Annotated in this window: 16 protein-coding genes; 9 read left to right on the top strand and 7 right to left on the bottom strand. The window is 36.7% G+C overall.

Features of this window, described 5'->3' with window-relative positions:
• Nucleotides 1-179 precede the first annotated feature (179 nt).
• Together H4J69_RS18475 and H4J69_RS18480 are read right to left on the bottom strand one after the other, a co-directional pair.
• Nucleotides 180-1,139 (bottom strand): PHB depolymerase family esterase, encoded by a 960-nt coding sequence (locus tag H4J69_RS18475; RefSeq protein WP_182245161.1) that lies wholly within the window; start codon nucleotides 1,137-1,139, stop codon nucleotides 180-182.
• Between the two features lie 573 nt (nucleotides 1,140-1,712).
• Nucleotides 1,713-2,477 carry a Crp/Fnr family transcriptional regulator gene (locus H4J69_RS18480; RefSeq protein ID WP_070374211.1) on the bottom strand — a complete coding sequence of 255 codons (765 nt, stop codon included), beginning with the start codon at nucleotides 2,475-2,477 and terminating at the stop codon, nucleotides 1,713-1,715.
• Nucleotides 2,478-2,812: 335 nt separating this feature from the next.
• On the opposite strand from H4J69_RS18480, the gene dnaK reads away from it, so the two are divergent.
• Entirely contained in the window at nucleotides 2,813-4,705 is a 1,893-nt protein-coding gene (gene dnaK, locus H4J69_RS18485) for a molecular chaperone DnaK (protein WP_182213900.1), read from the top strand.
• A 123-nt stretch (nucleotides 4,706-4,828) separates the two neighbouring features.
• Here the strand turns inward: dnaK and H4J69_RS18490 are convergent, their stop codons facing one another.
• The 5 genes from H4J69_RS18490 to H4J69_RS18510 form a co-directional block, all read right to left on the bottom strand.
• On the bottom strand, nucleotides 4,829-5,128 hold the full coding sequence (locus tag H4J69_RS18490) for a YkgJ family cysteine cluster protein (RefSeq protein WP_182176625.1): 300 nt from the start codon (nucleotides 5,126-5,128) through the stop codon (nucleotides 4,829-4,831).
• 185 nt (nucleotides 5,129-5,313) lie between these two features.
• On the bottom strand, nucleotides 5,314-5,691 hold the full coding sequence (locus H4J69_RS18495) for a PAS domain-containing protein (RefSeq protein WP_182213902.1): 378 nt from the start codon (nucleotides 5,689-5,691) through the stop codon (nucleotides 5,314-5,316).
• Between the two features lie 310 nt (nucleotides 5,692-6,001).
• On the bottom strand, nucleotides 6,002-6,403 hold the full coding sequence (locus tag H4J69_RS18500; RefSeq protein ID WP_182213903.1) for a hypothetical protein: 402 nt from the start codon (nucleotides 6,401-6,403) through the stop codon (nucleotides 6,002-6,004).
• 235 nt (nucleotides 6,404-6,638) lie between these two features.
• Complete coding sequence (locus H4J69_RS18505; protein WP_182213905.1) at nucleotides 6,639-7,430, bottom strand: phytanoyl-CoA dioxygenase family protein; 792 nt, start codon at nucleotides 7,428-7,430, stop codon at nucleotides 6,639-6,641.
• Nucleotides 7,431-7,481: 51 nt separating this feature from the next.
• Entirely contained in the window at nucleotides 7,482-7,802 is a 321-nt protein-coding gene (locus H4J69_RS18510; RefSeq protein WP_182213907.1) for a hypothetical protein, read from the bottom strand.
• A gap of 270 nt (nucleotides 7,803-8,072) precedes the next feature.
• Between H4J69_RS18510 and H4J69_RS18515 the strand changes: the two genes are divergently transcribed.
• The 8 genes from H4J69_RS18515 (at nucleotide 8,073) to adhP (ending at nucleotide 18,612) form a co-directional block, all read left to right on the top strand.
• Nucleotides 8,073-8,978, top strand: coding sequence for an ABC transporter ATP-binding protein (locus H4J69_RS18515; RefSeq protein WP_182213908.1), 906 nt, complete (start codon nucleotides 8,073-8,075; stop codon nucleotides 8,976-8,978).
• Nucleotides 8,978-10,510 (top strand): hypothetical protein, encoded by a 1,533-nt coding sequence (locus H4J69_RS18520; protein WP_182213910.1) that lies wholly within the window; start codon nucleotides 8,978-8,980, stop codon nucleotides 10,508-10,510. The genes H4J69_RS18515 and H4J69_RS18520 overlap by 1 nt, the downstream gene beginning before the upstream one ends.
• 239 nt (nucleotides 10,511-10,749) lie before the next feature.
• Nucleotides 10,750-11,880, top strand: coding sequence for a methionine aminotransferase (locus H4J69_RS18525; protein WP_259367778.1), 1,131 nt, complete (start codon nucleotides 10,750-10,752; stop codon nucleotides 11,878-11,880).
• Nucleotides 11,868-12,656, top strand: coding sequence for an amidohydrolase (locus tag H4J69_RS18530; protein ID WP_070374218.1), 789 nt, complete (start codon nucleotides 11,868-11,870; stop codon nucleotides 12,654-12,656). The genes H4J69_RS18525 and H4J69_RS18530 overlap by 13 nt, the downstream gene beginning before the upstream one ends.
• Nucleotides 12,657-12,919: 263 nt before the next feature.
• A complete protein-coding gene (locus H4J69_RS18535; protein WP_182213913.1) occupies nucleotides 12,920-14,566 on the top strand; it encodes a M14 family zinc carboxypeptidase in 1,647 nt (548 codons plus the stop codon).
• Between the two features lie 2 nt (nucleotides 14,567-14,568).
• Nucleotides 14,569-16,323, top strand: a complete 1,755-nt coding sequence (locus H4J69_RS18540; RefSeq protein ID WP_182213915.1) for a M14 family metallopeptidase — start codon at nucleotides 14,569-14,571, stop codon at nucleotides 16,321-16,323.
• Nucleotides 16,324-16,615: 292 nt separating this feature from the next.
• The gene (locus H4J69_RS18545; RefSeq protein WP_182213917.1) at nucleotides 16,616-17,275 is read left to right on the top strand and encodes a peptidylprolyl isomerase; all 660 of its coding nucleotides are present in this window, start codon (nucleotides 16,616-16,618) and stop codon (nucleotides 17,273-17,275) included.
• A 326-nt stretch (nucleotides 17,276-17,601) separates the two neighbouring features.
• The gene (adhP, locus tag H4J69_RS18550; RefSeq protein ID WP_182213919.1) at nucleotides 17,602-18,612 is read left to right on the top strand and encodes an alcohol dehydrogenase AdhP; all 1,011 of its coding nucleotides are present in this window, start codon (nucleotides 17,602-17,604) and stop codon (nucleotides 18,610-18,612) included.
• The last annotated feature ends 292 nt before the right edge of the window (nucleotides 18,613-18,904 follow it).

Genomic DNA, 18,904 nt, shown 5'->3' on the forward strand with positions numbered 1-18,904 from the left:
TATATTTTATGTTTTATATTTTATATTTTATATTTTGTATTTTGTTGTCTTACTTGTTCTTTTGAACCCCAATTTTAGTCACGTTGTTATTACAACTATTTACACTCTACTTGATAATTTAACAAAAATAATTAGCACTATAGTACCACAACCAAGTCGTTGTTTATTAAGGATTATATTTAAGGTGCGTTATTTTTTGTTGAAGCCAAGAGCCAAAAGTCAACAATGTGTTTAGCGGTACTAATAGGAGATTCAAGTAAGTAGTTGGCTGTTTCTCCACCATTAACTTCTTTCGGATTAACCATAATGCCATGACCTACATTAGCGATAGTCATTAACTCTACCTGAACTTTTTCTTGCTTATCTCCCCAGGATTTACGGGTGTAACCTGCTTTAGCTTTTACTTGGGGTATTAACGTTACTCCTGATAACGTAGCCCAATGATCAGCTAAGGTAATCGCATTCAACGGATTAACAATCGCATCATTATCTCCTGTCCATATAGATAATTTTGGCCATACTTTTTGATTTGGATTTAATTTTTGAACTAATAATGTAAGTTCATCTGCCGTTTGTGATGGGCCGTTTTTCATACAAGAAATAGCGGTAATTAAACCATCGGCACAAGGAAATGGAATGCCAGCAACGATTGCCCCCGCAGTAAAAAGTTCAGGATAATTAACTAATAAACTGCTTGACATAGCGCCACCAGCAGATAAGCCTAAAATATAGATATTTTGCCCAACCAGCTGTTTCTTTAAGGCCAATATCATATTTTTTATTGATAAATTTTCACCGGTTTCTGTAGCGTAATCACTAGCAGAATACCAATTAAAACAACCCTTAATATTATTTTCTAGGCTTTGCTGAGGAATTAACAAGGCAAAATTATGCTGTTGTGCTAAACCAAGCAAACCACTTTGCCTCGCCAATTCTTTTCCCTCTTGCGCGCAGCCATGAAGTAATACAACGATATTAGGCTTAGCGGTTACCGGTGAAAAATAACTTGCCGTTAGGTTGCCTGGATTATCACTGAAATCTTTTAACTCAGTTAATTGAGCATAAGAATTTTGACTAAACAAGCTAAATACTAGCGTCAGTGATATCGATAATGAAGTTAAACATTTGAGAGTAGACATAATATTAACCAAAATAAATAGTGGGTTAGATAATGAATGAAAGTACCTTAAACAAGCAATAGCACTTTAGTGCACAGCCGACTCAAGGTCTTTGGCAGAGGTATACCAGTATCATAAAGACACTTACGAATGCGTAAACTAACACCCATGACGATAAGCAAATAAATGAGGAAATAAATGAGGAAATAAATGAGGAAATAATAACTTAAATTCAATAGAATATTGAATAGATAGATAAATAAAAACAGCTAACTAGTGATGCTAAAAATCGACAAATAATCGTGTTATTGTGAAGACCATTTTTCAATACGATAAAAAGCCAATATTTAAATATCGGCGCTATAAAAGCGATGATGATGGCTGTTTATCAGCAGCTATATTAAACAGGCTTATGCAAATAGTGTGGTCTCAAGTAGTAATAGCAATCTATTGCTCGTCTATCACTGCTTCTTAAAAAACATGTCGATGCAATCGTTGAAAATGATTTGATAATCCAATACGAAATTGAAAAATCAGGTAAAACAACCAATGTAGACACACCGGCTACCCTATTAATTATCGATAATTTTGTCTTTAGGGTTTAAAAAAAGGGGCGTTAGGTAAAGTTTCTGTATATTTAGCTTCTTTCACTAAAGCCTCTAAATCTTTAATAATCAATTGATTACGTTTTTTGTCAAGCGTACCTTCTTTTTTCCAGTGTTGTAACTGCTTATTAATCACTTGCCTAACTGAGCCAGTCATCCGCGCTAAGGTTTCATCGTTTAAACCGTTAACCAAATGATGTTGATGCTCTGCTTCTATTGTGCCGTTATAAAACTTAATTTTATTAATATGTTCTAAAATAATACGGCTTAAACGTGTGGTAACATCGTGTAAAACTAGGCTACTGGCTTGTTGTTCTTTTTCACGCATTTTTTTCGCTAAGTAAGGCATAAATTGCTGGTTAAACTCTGGATACGTCCACAACCAATGCCGCATGGTGGAAAGTTTCACTGACAATAACTTTACCGTTGTTAAAGGTGAAACAATAACCTCATGTGGTTGATCGTCTAACAGCACCATTAAGTCAAAACAGTCACCCGCATAAAGCATATCTAAAGTGGCTTCTCTGCCCGTTTCTGGATTACTTTGTTTAATTTCTAAACTACCGCTAATCACCACAAAAAATCGCTGAGTAAGTAAAGCCGGATTAAAGTAATCACCTTTGTACCATTCATCAAGCTGAAACTCTTGTTGAAAATCTTCAATTAACTTCGCCGGTAAATCTGCAAAAATATTAGCTTGCTTTACTAAAACTGGGCTGGCTTTTTGAGGTAGATGAGTAGCGTCTTTATTCATAAGAGTAGTATTTAAGCCATAGCGGGTAAGAATAGTTTTATTCTACTCTTTGTATCTATAGAGCAAAAGACAATGTTGCTTTTTAAATTTCAATACTATTTCTCACGTTAATCTACTGACTTTTAACTTATAAAGCCGAGATAATATAAAAATTATAAAATGATCGATACTGTCATATTTGTGACAGAAGCATTTTATGACCTTAGGTATTATAGCGCCACTAACCAAACGCCTAACGTTAAAACATCACGTTAGTTTGTTTATACGGTCAAACTGCTTGCTGGATAATGACCATAAAGCATTAGACCTTTTTTAATAAATAATAGGTAATTATTATGTCTAAGATTATTGGTATAGATTTAGGTACAACAAATTCATGTGTAGCAGTTATGGAAGGTGGCGTTGCTAAAATTATTGAAAATGCTGAGGGTAGCCGCACCACTCCGTCAATTGTTGCTTATGCAAACGAGGAAACATTAGCGGGCCAACCGGCAAAAAGACAAGCCGTTACCAACTCTAAAAATACATTATTTGCGATTAAACGTTTAATCGGTCGTAAATTTGATGATAAAGAAGTACAAAAAGATATTAAGTTAGCCCCTTATAAAATTGTCAAAGCAGACAATGGTGATGCTTGGGTTGAAGTTAATGGTAAAAAATTATCACCACAAGAAGTATCAGCGCAAATTTTACGTAAATTGAAAAAAGATGCTGAAGCCTATTTAGGTGAAACGGTTACCGAAGCGGTTATTACTGTCCCTGCTTATTTTAATGATTCACAACGCCAAGCAACCAAAGATGCAGGTAAAATTGCTGGACTTAATGTCAAGCGTATTATTAATGAACCAACAGCTGCGGCATTAGCCTACGGCGTTGATAAAAATAACAAAGCTGACCAAAAAGTGGTGGTTTATGATTTAGGTGGCGGTACCTTCGATATTTCAATTATTGAAATTTCTAATGTAGACGGCGAAAAACAATTCGAAGTATTAGCAACCAATGGTGATACCTTTTTAGGTGGCGAAGACTTTGATTTACGCCTGATTAACTACCTTGCTGATGAATTTAAAAAAGAAAGTGGTATTGATATTCACCAAGACCCATTAGCGTTACAGCGTATTAAAGAAGCGGCTGAAAAAGCAAAAATAGAGTTGTCATCAGCATTACAAACTGACGTAAACTTACCGTATGTTACTGCTGATGCTAGTGGTCCTAAACATTTAAACGTACAAATTACCCGAGCAAAATTAGAGTCTTTGGTTGATGACTTAGTGAAAAAGACTATCGCTCCATGTGACCAAGCACTTAAAGATGCTGGCTTAAGTAAAGGTGATATTGATGAAATTATTTTGGTAGGTGGTCAATCACGTATGCCAAAAGTACAAGAAGCAGTTAAAACCTTCTTTGGTAAAGAGCCGCGTAAAGATGTTAACCCCGATGAAGCAGTGGCTATTGGTGCAGCGATTCAAGCAGGTGTGTTATCAGGAACGGTCGGTGATGTGTTATTACTTGATGTAACGCCATTATCACTAGGTATTGAAACTTTAGGCGGTGTAATGACTAAGCTTATCGATAAAAATACTACGATACCAACACGTGCTTCTGAAACATTCTCTACAGCCGAAGATAATCAAGCGGCGGTAACTGTGCATGTATTGCAAGGTCAGCGTGAAATGGCAACAGATAATAAATCGTTAGGTCAATTTAACTTAACAGATATTAACCCCGGCCCTCGTGGCTCGGTGCAAGTTGAAGTCACTTTTGATATTGATGCAGATGGTATTTTAAATGTCTCAGCAAAAGATAAAGCAACCGGTAAAGAGCAAAGTATTAAAATTACGGCATCAAGTGGTTTAACTGAAGATGAAGTTAATCGCATGGTCGACGATGCCCAGAAGCACGCTACTGAAGATAAGCAAAAACGTGAGTTAGTTGAACAACGCAACCAAGCCGATCAATTGATTCATACGGTACAAACGTCAATGACTAGCTTGAATGAAGATCAACAAGCCGAGCTTAAAACATTAATTGAGCAATTAAAAATGGCCGTTAATGGTAATGATAAAGCGGCTATAGAAATGCGACAAAAAGCATTACAAGAAGCGCACAGTAAAATAATGCAAGCTTCACAATCACAAGCAGAGCAGCCTCAAGGTGATGCGGCTAATGATAGTGCTAAAAACGAAGATGTTATTGACGCAGACTTTGAAGAAGTGAGTAATGGTTAATCAATGAGTGGTGGCTGATAAGGTAAGTTAACCGCTTATTTATCATAATACTGTATAAAAACAAAACCCCTAATATTAATTATTAGGGGTTTTTTATTATGATAAAATAAACAGTTAACTATTTTAAGAGGTATAGAGCTTTTCTGTTCTTTCGTCGATACATTCGTATGAACCCATCTCAAATTCTCGACAAACCCAAGGTCTATTTTCGTAAATAGAACACAATAATGTATCTCTGTTTAACGCTGAGCACAGACCATCATCAAGTCGTAACATTGATTCGTGTCCATGGTCATCAATATAGATATGCCGATGAGGCACACCAGTATCTGAAATAATTCTAACTTCTAAACTACAGCAACATGCCTGGCAATTTGCACAGGTGACTTCGGGAACGGGAATATTTTTTACTTCAATGTTCATAATAAATAATAAATAACAATAAACTTAATGGTGAGTAGGATACGCTAAACCGCTCAGCTTCTCGAGCAAATAGAAGCTGATGGGGAAAATAGCAGACATAAAAAGAACTGATTAAAGCACTGCACTGCAAAACAGCCACAATATTTTGTACAACTTGGAGACGCTATTGCCTCTCAATACTAACGTTAGAAATCAAAATGTTTAAAGAAAACATCATAAATGACCTTTTCTACTTCAGTTCCATAACAACGCGTATGCTTAAATTCGCCATCTTCTTCGTAAACACTAGAGTTGTAGATAATATATTTAATTTCATCTTTGCCTTGAACTCTTGCAGGATAATTTTTCAATATATCAAAATCGCTCAAACGTGTCATCATGTCCGCTAAACAGCTTTCATCTATCTGAAACTCTGAGATGTGATGCCCTATATATTCATTTTTTGTATAACCTAACACTTCAAGCTCACACTCATTGGCATAAACAATAATACCTTCTGGCGATACAGCATGAATACCAATCGATGAATTATAGATAAAGTCTTCTGGATTCTCTGTAAACATAAAATCACCTAACGCCTTACTCGCGTCAAAATAGATAGTTAAAAAATAGACGATAGACAACAGTAAACTATTTCTGCCAGCTTAAGTCACTCATAAAAAATAATTGGTCGCTAAACATTAGTCGATAAACGCAGAAACACAACAAGTGCTCATTTTAACTTAGCCGCAAACTAATAAGTTTAAGAGTAGTTCAGTTCAGCTCAAATAAATATCCAGAAAAGTATATATTCAAGAGAACACTAAAATAACAATACTTTGGCTTTCAAAATGCGCAAAAAACGCTTTAATAGCACACTATTTTTAAAAACAATTATAAGGAAACTAATTCTTTCTCTAACCATTGTTTAGCCGTTGGTGTGTCACTAAAAAATTTATTTTTAATGCCAGCCTTCTTATACACAGCCTCAAATTCAAGTTGAGTGGTTAATGCAAATGAACTATGTATCATATTAATGGCAATTGCATTAGCGGTTCCGTGCTTCACTTTATACAAGTGATAATCTAAACCTTCCTGTGTTGCTAATGTTTCTCCTTTAAGTATCACGATGATCCCGTAATTTATATTGATAAAATTTTCTAGGACGACTTGTTGTAGATTAGCGTGCATTTGTTTGAAAAACTCGACATTCCATGGACCCTCTGCATCGATAATAATAATATTATTATCGAGTGTGAATTGGCATTGGCCATGCGAAGCAAATTTTTGAATCAATGAAATCTACCTATGTTATCTAATGTTAATTAATCGAGAAGCTCGTTTTATAATCATTTATCATTAAGCATAATCTATAAACTTAATGTAATAAAGTTAATGTAATAAAGTTAATGTAATAAACTATTGATTAGCTGTTATTACTCCATTGAAATCATCTGCTGTTTTTTTTATAAAATATTTAGACTATACAAATAGATCAATTTAAAAATTAATACCCATATTAAGTGTTGCTTTACTCTTTTAGCTTTATTGCCTTTAAGTCGAGGGTATTGGTAAATAACCTTGGGTTTTCAATCTTATCTAGCATCGAAAATTCGGGTAAACAATCGTCATCAACGTAGTCAGCAAAATCGCCAGCGGGATCAAAAACTAAAATATCTAATGCTAATCGATCAAGTCCATACAAACCACGGTGGATCATATCCGCCGAAAAAACTAATAAATCACCGGCCGTTAACTTTATTTCTTTACCGGTAGAAAGGTTTTCGCTGCTCACTCTGCCCTTTTCTTCTTGTCGAACATTAAATTCTTCTTCGTTATCCCAGCGTTTATGTGTTCCTGGCACTAATTCCATACCGCGCTCATCAAATAATGGCACACGTAAGTGAACAACTTGTGTCTCTTGAATAGCTTTTTTCTGTTCTTCAACCTCGTGATCATATTGACAATCTCGATGCCAAAAATCTTTTTGTGCTGGATTAACCGGGTTAAAAAACAATTGAGTATTCATAAAGGCTGGTTTTGCCGCTATAACAGACTCGACAACAGCCATTATTTTTTTTGAACTAATAAAATTGAAAAGCTTAACGCGATCGTCAAATGCTAAGTACTGACTGCCGGTGATCAAAGAAGAGTTGAACGCTTCTTCTTGATAAAATTTTGCGTGATCTTTTTTCCAAAGATCGTGAAATTTCAATACCACTTGTCTTAGGGCTGAAATTTCAGTGTCATTAAAATAATTTCTAATAACAAAGTAACCTTGGGCATCATAATGCCCCTGCAACTGACTTTGATTTTCTAACATTAACGGCTTTTACCTTGGCTTGACTGTTTAGGATTATATTTTGACGATTGATTAACGCTCATATCTCATCCACAGTTTGTAATAAACCGCATTACACTTAGCATTATCATCCATAATGCCGTCTCTATCACAATCGGAACCCGTCAAAGATTTAACAACATCAGTGCCATATTCGGCGATATCTTCTGGCTCAGGTTTAACTTCAATGGTGACTTTAGGGGAATGTTCGATGAATTCGCCAACGTCTTTGTATCGTGAGAATTGTTCTTTTGAAATAATATCACCGACATCAACTTTTTTCGCTTCGAAAGCGTAGACATCTGTTGCACTAAACAACAAGAATACAACAATAAAGACAGCTATAAATTTCATCAAATATGCCTAAAAGTTATTAAAATTAACATGCTGATTCACCTGAAAAGGCCACGCTATTATTTCACGCAAGTATTATAAAACACAATGTCACCGTTGTACCTTAGTGAAATTTATTAATCGTTAATAATTTCACTAATAGTTGGTTTAATTGAACATTTATTTTCAAAAAAATAAAAACCAAAAACAATAAACCATTGAATTAAAACAACTTATTCTTGGCGTAAACTTTGCTAAATAGATAACATCTTAATGTCGAAGGGAAATACAATGTTATTGGATATTCAATCACTTAGCCATCAATACCAAAGTGGCAAGCACACACAACTAGCAATCAAATCATTATCACTACAAGTTAGACCAGGGATTTTAGGCTTACTAGGCGCTAATGGCGCAGGAAAATCTAGCTTAATGCGTATTCTTGCTACGATAACAAAACCTAGCCAAGGAAAAATTTTATGGCAAGGACAAAACATTGTTAAATCACCACAATTATTGCGTAACGAACTCGGTTACCTGCCTCAATATTTTGGCGTCTATGACCAATTGTCGGCTATTGAATTTTTACAATACATGGCTGGCTTAAAAGGGTTAAATCAATCTTTAGCGACTCAAAGAATCGAGGATTTACTTGCTAAGCTCAACCTTACCCATGCTGCTCATATGCCATTGAAAGGTTATTCGGGGGGGATGAAACAGCGCATTGGCATTGCACAGGCTTTACTTAATGACCCTAAATTATTGATTATTGATGAACCAACTGTGGGTCTAGATCCACAAGAACGTGCCAATTTTCGCCAGTTATTAACTGAATTAGCCGATGATCGTTGCATTATTTTATCAACTCACATAGTCGCAGATGTTGAATCTATTGCTGACCAAATTGCGATTATGCAAACTGGGCAATTAATTCAATCAGCAACTCCAAAGGCACTACAAGAAAAAGTTGCCGATAAATGCTGGCAACTCACCACTAACTTGAATGAATTAAAACAAATTCAGCACGACTTTATTGTCAGCCACAGTGTGCGAAAAGACAACAAGGTCGAGTTAAATATTGTCGCTGAACACTGCCCTGATGCACGAGCAATACCAAGAGCGCCAACATTAGAAGATGCGTATCTCTACTTTACCAGTAATAAGCGTGCTCGAACTGTTCTTGCGAGGGCATGTTAATGAATCAATTATGGCAATGTACGGTCGCTGATTTTAAACAACGAACACGCCAGCAAAGCTTTGTGGTTACTTTACTGGCGATGTCGGTATTAACCTTACTTTTTTTCCCTTCACTCGATGCTCAATATCAAACACTTATTATCAATGGTTATAGAGGTCTTTATAACAGTGCCTGGTTAGGTGTTTGTTTAGCGATGTTAAATGTTTTATTTTTACCTATTATTTGTTTTTATCTCATTAAGAATGGTCTTGAATTAGATCGAAAATCGATGACCTGTGAACTTATTGCTGCCACTCCTATGAGTAAGTTAACTTTTATATTCGCCAAATGGTGCACCAATGTTTTAATTTTGTTTACTATCGTATTGGTTATGCTGATCAGTTGTATTTTACTGCAACTTTATTATGGGGAAAATTATCAGATAGACCTTTGGGCGTTAGCTTGGCCCCAATTAGTCTTTGTTCTACCTGTGTTATTAGTTGTTGCTTCACTGGCGATAATGTTTGAATCAATAAAGTGGCTTAAGGGGGGCTTTGGCAATGTTGTTTATTTTTTCTTGTGGACCGGCTCTATTGTTCAAACCATTGAAAGCGTTTCAGGGGTTGGCGCAATACTTTCTGCTATAGAAACCGAGGTTGCAGAACGTTTTCCGTCACAAGCAGGCTCAACACATATTGGCGTAACGGTTGTTGATGAAGAAAATGCAGTAAACACTTTTCTTTGGCAAGGAATAGAGCCAACAGCACAGTATTTATCGAGTATTCTGCCGTTACTGATCATTTGCTTAAGCTGTTTTATTATTGCAGTAATCTTTTTTGATCGCTTTAGTCGAAACCCCGTACCTGAAACCAAACAAACCTCATGGCTAATAAACACCTTAACCCGTCAAGTGTTCAATCGACTCGATGCACTATTTACCATGCTAACCAAGCACTTTGCTTTTACTCGCTTATTACGTTTAGAACTAAAATTATTATTAAAAAGCCATTCGATTTACTGGCTGTTAGGTCTTTTAACGTTAAATATTATTCAACTATTTATTAGTCAGCAATTACTGGTTAGCATATTTTTACCGCTGTCATGGTTATGGTGTGTTTTAGTGCTTTCACAGCTCGGCCAAGTAGAAAAACAAGCAAATACGGTTGAGTTAATCACCTACAGTAAAAAGTCAGCGCTATTGCAAAGTTTAGCGAGCTACTCTGCTGCATGGATATTATTAGCATTGGCAAGTTTGGGTAGTGTACTTAGATTTGCGGCGATAGCCGAGTGGCTGTTAATCATACAATTAATTATAGCCATTTCATTTACCGTATCCCTAGCTTATTTTTGTGGGGTATTGACCGGCACAAAGCGAATGTTTGAAGTGCTATACCCGGCAATTTGGTATATGGGACCGATTCAAACAGCACTATATCTAGACTTTTTTGGCGTTAATAGCACCATGAGTTGGCAAGCAGGCATGCCTTATTATTATGCTGCTCTCGCAATTGGCTTAATGTTGTTAACAGTACGCGCTAAAAGTAGCCGTTAATTTATTAACGGTTGTTTACACTAAGATATCGATTTAAAAAGGATAACGATTGAACTCATCAGCCGTTAGCCTTAACATTCGATTATTGTTTCCCGGTCTATTTAAATAAAGGCCGATTGAACCATGCTTATTTAAGCTAATTTTCCTCAAAAATATCGACTTAATAATCCAGGGAGCCTTTTGTGCCATCTTCTTTTACCAGTAAACTGCCCAATCTAGATACCAGTATTTTCACAGAAATGTCGATGATGGCAAATCAATATCAGGCAATTAATTTGTCGCAAGGTTTTCCTGAATTTGATACTCCAGAATTTTTAAAAGATAAAATAAACTTAGCCATTAGTGAAGGTAAAAATCAATACTCACCCTCAAACGGTTTACCTGAGTTATTAACGCAAGTTGCCGCTATGGTGCATCGACAGTATCAAACAGATTTAACCACTGCACAAAAACTTAATGGCTTAAAAAACGTTACAATAACCTCCGGGGCTACCGAAGCACTATGGGTTGCAATACAAACGCTGGTTCGCCCAAATGATGAAGTTATTATTTTTGATCCCGCTTATGATTCTTATGAGACAGCCATTGAACTTGCTGGTGGAGTTTGTCGCCATGTCGCACTAGATGCGCCTAACTATGCAATAAACTGGTCCTTAGTTGAGCAAACAATTAATGAAAATACACGTGCCATTATTATCAACAGCCCACACAACCCAACGGGTTCAATACTGAGTGCTGCAGATCTTACTAGCTTACAAGTTTTGCTTGAGAAATATGATTTATATGTAATAAGCGATGAAGTATACGAACACATGACGTTTGACGGCTTACGTCATGAAAGTATTTTACGTTACCCTGATTTGTTTAAACGCGCCTTTGTCGTCTCTAGTTTTGGTAAAACCTTTCATTGCACCGGCTGGAAAATGGGTTATTGCGCCGCTCCTGATGCGCTTACGGTCGAGTTTAGAAAAATTCATCAGTACGTTACCTTTTGTTCATTTACCCCGGCACAAATAGCTATAGCGCAAATGCTAAAACAGCACCCCGAGCATATCACCGAGTTATCAAATTTCTATCAGCAAAAAAGAGACTTACTGATCAATGCACTAAAAGACTCTCGCTTTAAAATGCTACCGTCAAAAGGTACTTATTTTTTATTGCTTGATTACTCTGCAATCTCAGCACTTAATGATCGTGAATTTTGTCATTGGTTAACCCAAGAAGTTGGTGTTGCCGCCATTCCATTGAGCCCCCTGTATCCCGCTAACAAAAGGGAGTCTTATCATCAAAACAATAAAGTAATCAGACTTTGTTTCGCAAAAAACGACGATACCCTACTTAAGGCCGCAGGAATATTATGTCAACTTTAACCATAGCCGCAGTGCAGTTCGATATTAGTTGGTTAGACAAACAAAGCAATTTTGATCGTTTAGAGCAACTTTTCAAAGATCACTTTACTGACCATGCGGCTGCCGATTTATTATTGCTACCAGAAACATTTTCAACCGGTTTTTGTATTAATAGAAAAGATGTGCAAGAGCCAGAAGATGGTGGCTCTGCTCTACATTGGTTAAAAAAAATAGCAAAGCAATATAACTGTGTAGTGGCTGGCACGGTTTTAGTGAGCCAAAATGATAAAAAAGTGAATCGTTTTTATTGGGTCTTTGCTGATGGTAGGGTTGAACATTATGACAAGCGCCATTTGTTTCGTTTAGGTAAAGAGCAAGACTTTGTTGAGCAAGGCCAGCACAGAAAAACAATCAACATTAGGGGTATAAAAATACTGCCTTTGGTTTGTTATGATTTGCGCTTTCCTGTTTGGTCGAGAAACCGCCAAGATTATGATCTTATGGTCAACGTTGCTAATTGGCCTGCTCCACGTCGTCATATATGGGATACCTTATTAAAAGCCAGGGCAATGGAAAATCAAAGTTTTGTCGTTGGAGTTAATCGTATCGGACCAGATGGTAACGATATGCCTCACTCTGGTGGCACAACTTTCATTAATTTTGATGGTGAAAACATACTTTCTGCCACTGATCACCAACAACAAATCATCACAACCCAACTCGACTTCAGCAAACTTGATAAATTTAAAAATCAATTCCCCGCCTTTTTAGATGCAGATAAATTTGAGTTGTATTAAAAACCAGTCGATTTATTCTCGTAACCCAAAGCCGTTTATTGTTATAAACAAGACAAACCTAAAACAACATTATAAGTGGTTAAGTTGTTTTAGGTTTTTATACATTTTGATCATCTAACCTGAATTACTAGCAAACCAGCTCATTTAATTCACTTTTCTTTGAATTAACTGAATAAAATATATACTCTTTATGGCTAATTAAAGTTCGCCTATAAAACAAATTATAATAATTAAGCGTTTTTATAACTGGAGCATATAAGTAAATGAAGCGACTACTCGCGTTATTCCTCATCTCTGGCAGTTGTCTTGGTCAAGACTATATTAACCAATACACCAGCCATGCAGAAATGTTAAAACAATTAAAACAACTGGGTGTTCAAACTCAGCAAATTGGTACTTCACGATCAGGAAAGTCAATAATCGTGGCTCAATTTGGTGATAAAAGCTCACCAGCAATTTTGGTTACTGGCAACGTTGATGGCGATTATTTAGTCGGTACTGAACTTGCGATGCGCCTAATCGAGGATCTAAAGTCAGGTAAAGTCACCCGAAATGGTAAAAGTATATTTATCGTACCTATGCCAAACCCTGATGCAACAAGTTTTATACTGGGTAAAAATGGTTATTCAACGACCTTTAATCACTTAAAAACAGATGACGATAACGACCTAAAAATAAATGAAGACGGTCCTAATGATCTCAACAACGATGGTTTTATTTCTCAGTTAAGGATCTCAGACAGTTCTGGCCCATACAAAGCTAGTGAACAAGATGCCAGTTTATTAGTAAAAGTTGATCGCCTCAAAAACGAAGCAGGTCAATACCGTTTACTCAATGAAGGAAAAGATGACGACGGTGATGGTAAATTAGATGAAGATGGCTATGGCGGAACAGCAATAAATAAAAACTTTACCTATAACTATGACTATTTTGGTATTGGCTCTGGTGTTAATCAAGCATCTGAACCTGAAACGCGTGCCTTAATAGATTTTGTTATCGATCATCAAAATATTTTAATGACCGTTAATTTTTCTAAATACGACAACCTCCATGAAAACTGGTCGGCTAATAAAGTACTGGTAAGTGAATATAAACGTCCACTGGAAGCCTTTGATAAAATGCCTAAAGAAGATGTTGACGGTTATAAATTATTTACTCACCTATGGCAGCAAGCCCATAAAGACTGGCAGGTAAAAGCAGAAAACCGTGGTCGAGGTACTTTTCACGACTGGGCCTATTTTCACGGTGGTCGTTGGTCAATAGCCACCAATGGCTGGAATTTTAAGCAAATAACCATTGCCCAATCAGCTGACGTAGAAAAAAACAAAGAGGCTGATGTTGAAAAAAACAAAAACACATCAGCAAGCGAAGATACCAAAGAAGCTCGTTTGGTTACTAACGCCAAGGAAAAAAATCTACAAGGGGCGATTATACCGTGGACAAATATTTCACACCCAGACTTTGTAAATGAAAAGGTGGAAGTGGGTGGTTTTCGACTTGCCTATTTAAATAATCCTGATATTAGCGTATTTGCTGAAACTAAAAGTTCGGAATATATTACTTCCTTAACCACACTTTTTCCTGAGCTTAACGTGAGCCAGAGCGTAAAAAAAATAGGTAAAGATCTTTATCGAGTGACCTTAAAAATAAAAAACATCGGTAAACTTCCAACACAAAGCGCCATGGGTAAACTCACCCGTTGGATGCTTCCCGTAAGAGTTCAGTGGAATTTACCCAAAGAACAATTTATTGGTGGTAGCAAGCGGACATTATTAGCGCCTATCGCCGCTCATGGCGGTCAACAAGAAATCAAGTGGCTGATCAATACCAAAGGCTTCAATGATGCCTCATTTGAAGTATCTTCACCTGTCATCGATGCGGTGACACAAACCGTTAATTTTGGAGCTTAATCATGAAAAAAATATTGCTCACCTGCATTTTAACGGCCACAGCTTTGTTAACTATAACGGCACAAGCCGCAGACAAACTCACTGGATTACAGGCATTAGGTGCGCCTTTAGACCCAAAAGTAGATATTCGCTGGAATCGTTTTTATGACTCAGAAAGTACTATAACGATACTCAAAAAAATAAATAAAGCTTACCCTAAACTTACTCGACTGGAATCTATTGGTCAGTCTTACGAAGGTCGTGATATTTTTGTTATTAAAATTACCAATTATAACAACGGTGATGATACGACAAAACCGGCGATGTATATTGATGGCAATATTCACTCTAATGAGATTCAAGGTACAGAGGTTTCTCTTTATACCGCTTGGTATTTAACTGAAAGCTACGGAAAAGTGAAGTGGATCACCGAGCTACTTAACGATAAAGCTTTCTATATTGTCCCTACAATTAATCCTGACGGGCGTGACTGGTTTATGAAGCAGGCTAATACTGCGCACTCTCCTCGTTCGGGCATGGTACCTACTGACAACGATCTTGACGGTGAAATCGATGAAGATGGTCCAGAAGATCTCAATAATGATGGCCATATTACTCGCATGCGCATTAAAGATAAGGTACGTGGTACTCATAAAGAAGACGAGAAATACCCAGGTTTAATGGTACCTGTTGCAGAAGGTCAAACTGGCGATTACCGCATGTTAGGAGCTGAAGGATACGACAACGATGGTGACGGTCTTGTCAACGAAGATGGTAAAGGGGTTTACGAATATGATCCTAATCGTGATTGGGCCCATGAATGGGAGCCAGCTTATATTCAAAGAGGTGCACGCCGTTACCCTTTTTCATTAAAAGAAACCAGTGCAGTGGCTAAATTTGTTAAAGCTCATCGTAATATTGCTGCCGCGCAAAGTTACCATAATACCGGTGGTATGATTTTACGTGGTCCGGGTAAAGCCAATAACAAATATACCCGTTCTGATATTAGCGTCTATGATTTTATCGCCAACCAAGGTGAGCAAATACTACCCAATTATCGCTACCTCGTCGCTTGGAAAGATCTTTATCAAGTCTACGGTGGTGAATTTGATTGGTTTTATGGCAACAACGGTATTATGGCATTTACGAATGAACTTTGGACATCGGCTAATATGTTTCGCCCAAACGATAAAACAAGCGATAAATTAGGCAATCAAAATCACAATTTCAACAAGCATATTTTATTTGGTGATGCTTTTGTTCCTTGGACTAAAGTAAAGCATCCAATTTATGGCGATATAGAAGTTGGCGGTTTTAAGAAGAATTTTGGTAGAACGCCCCCTTCTTTCCTATTAGAAGAAGAAGCACACCGAAATATGGCCTTTACCTTATTTCACGCCTACCATATGCCACAGTTAGAAGTAACTCGTTCATCAACGCGCAAGCTCAGTAATGGTTTGTATGAAATAACGGTTAATATTGCTAATGAGCGAGCAATTCCGACAAGATTATCACAAGACATTAATAATAATTTGTCGTTTGAAGACCGCATATCGATTCTCTCGGATGACTTTTCAATATTAAGTGGGTTAACCGTTATTAGCGAAGGTGCCAACACACATACTGACCACGACTTAAACCCAGCAACGATTAAGGTCGCCACGCTTGCGGGTCACTCAACAACCATAGTGAAATGGATTGTCGATGGCAAAGGGACTTATAAAGTGACAGTAGACTCAGAAAAAGGCGGCAAGCACAGTAAAACGTTTAAGTTTTAACAAAGAATATAAAGGTAATATTCTGCTAATAACATAGTAATGTAAAACCGGCCTCTGTCGGTTTTTTATTAGCCGTTATTTAACACTTCTCCCCTCTAGTGAAGTGCTAAAAATATTATAATACGCCTTACATACGAAACAGCATTGTTGGCATCAAAGCTTAGTCATCTTAAGCTGCTGACTTAATGATTGATCAGTTAATAAAAATTATTATTTCTTAGTCGTTAATACCTGATAATATTTGATAACTTAGTCTATTTTCAAAAAATTAAAATAAAATAAGAAGTCTTTTATGAATAATATGAAAAACATCATCACCAGTCTTTTGTTAATAATGATACTGGCCGCATGTTGCGGAATAGATCCCGCATTAAACACTATTGATAGATTTATTACTAAACAAGCGGTTGATAAAACAAACCCTGCTTGGAAAACGACGTTAAGTAAACCGCCATTACTGACCTTCACCCAAGGGAAAGATTACTTTTGGGAGCTGCAAACAAACCAAGGTAATCTGACCATCAAGCTATTCACTGACTCTGCGCCTATGCATGCTTCTAGTACTATTTACTTAACTAAATTGGGTTTCTATGATGAGCTAAATTTTCATCGTGTTATTCCTGGCTTTATGGCACAAGGTGGCGATCCATTGGGTAATGGCACGGGCAACCCAGGTTATAAATACGATGGCGAATTTAATAGTGACATAGGCCACAGTGAACCGGGTATGTTAAGTATGGCAAATTCAGGTCCAAGCACTGATGGCAGTCAATTTTTCATTACTTTTAACGCGACACCTCATTTAGACGGTAATCATACTGTTTTTGGTAAAGTAGTGACTGATGTAGAAGATAGCTTAACTAAAATTGAAGCCTTAGGTAGCCGAAGAGGTAAAACTAGAGAAGCGGTCAACATCATTAAAGCGTCAATCCGTATCGCCGACAAAGAATAACTTAATATTAATTCTTGCTGATCACATCAGATTGACCGGTGAGTAATAATCGCTTATTGGTGTTATCGGCAGATCAAAAAATTAATGTTCAAGATATGCATTCACGCTTAAAAGCCATGAATAAAACAGTCTTCACCTTGATATAAGTAAACATTATTATGTCTCAAGAAAAATAACTCACCTTTACTAAATGGCTATTATTTATTAACAAATTAAGATAGCCATTAACGTTTCTTTCTGACCATTTATTGTTCTACATCATATTTTTATTAAAGTTGAGTACTATAATATTTTTTACAATGTATTAACGTAAAGAAAGGTCACTAATGAAAGCAGCTGTTATTCATCAATTCAAAGACAAGCTCGAGATTAAACAACTTGATAAGCCTACAATTTCGAGTCATGAAGTTTTAGTAAAGGTTCATGCTTGTGGTGTATGTCATACCGACTTACATGCGTGTCATGGTGACTGGCCAGTAAAACCTAAGATGCCACTTGTTCCAGGCCATGAAGGTGTTGGAGAAATCGTTGAAGTAGGCGAGCAAGTTAAGCACCTTAATCTTGGTGACCGTGTAGGTATTCCATGGTTATATAGTGCTTGTGGATATTGTGATTACTGCTTATCTGGTAATGAAAACCTCTGTTTGTTACAGCAAAATGCAGGGTACTCTGTTGATGGGAGTTATGCTGAATACTGTAAAGCAGATGGCAACTATGTTGTAAAAATACCAGACGAGATTAGCTATGTAGATGCTGCCCCCTTGTTTTGCGCAGGTGTTACAACTTATAAAGCATTAAAAGTATCTACGGCTAAACCAGGTGAATGGGTAGCTATTTTTGGTATTGGTGGCTTAGGGCATTTAGCTGTGCAATATGCTGTAGCAATGGGCTTAAATGTCATCGCTATTGATACTGGCACTGAAAAATTGAAATTGGCTAAAGATTTGGGTGCCTCTTTTTGTTTAGATTTCAAGTGTGATGATGTTGTAGCAAGAGTTTTAGCTGAAACAGGCGGCGTTCATGCCAGTATTTGTACCGCTGTTAGTAAAAGTGGCTTTGAACAAAGTTACCAAGTTATTCGTCGTGGGGGTAAGTGTGTACTAGTTGGCTTACCCGCCGAAGATATGCCGTTACCTATATTTGATACTGTTTTAAATGGTGTTAGCGTTGTCGGCTCTATTGTGGGTACGCGTAAAGATTTAGTTGAATGCTTAGATTTTGCCGCTAGAGGAAAAGTTAAAGCGATCACCATTGAAAAGTCACTAGAAGATATTAATGATATCTTTGAAGATATGATCAACGGCGAAATTACCGGTCGAGTGGTTATGAAGTTTTAATCATTTCTATCTAGCTATTGGCATTTGCAACTAACGCAGCAATATCTTTGGTAATTTGAGTTGGAAAATTACAATCACCGTTTATTAGCCCAATAACCGATATATCTAAACTCGATGCATAAAGCACAATTAATCGTTATTAATAAATAAAAAAACCGGCAGATGCCTAATGCCGATCAGTTAAGCAATTTATAGCTTGATTAATTTGCTAATGAGATCAAAATCCAGTGATTGATATCACTGGATTTTTTTTATGCAACTTTCTACCGCGCTTTCTTTAGTTAATTCAAAT

It is taken from the genome of Colwellia sp. BRX10-9 (assembly GCF_014077405.1).
Classification (GTDB): Bacteria; Pseudomonadota; Gammaproteobacteria; order Enterobacterales; family Alteromonadaceae; genus Colwellia_A.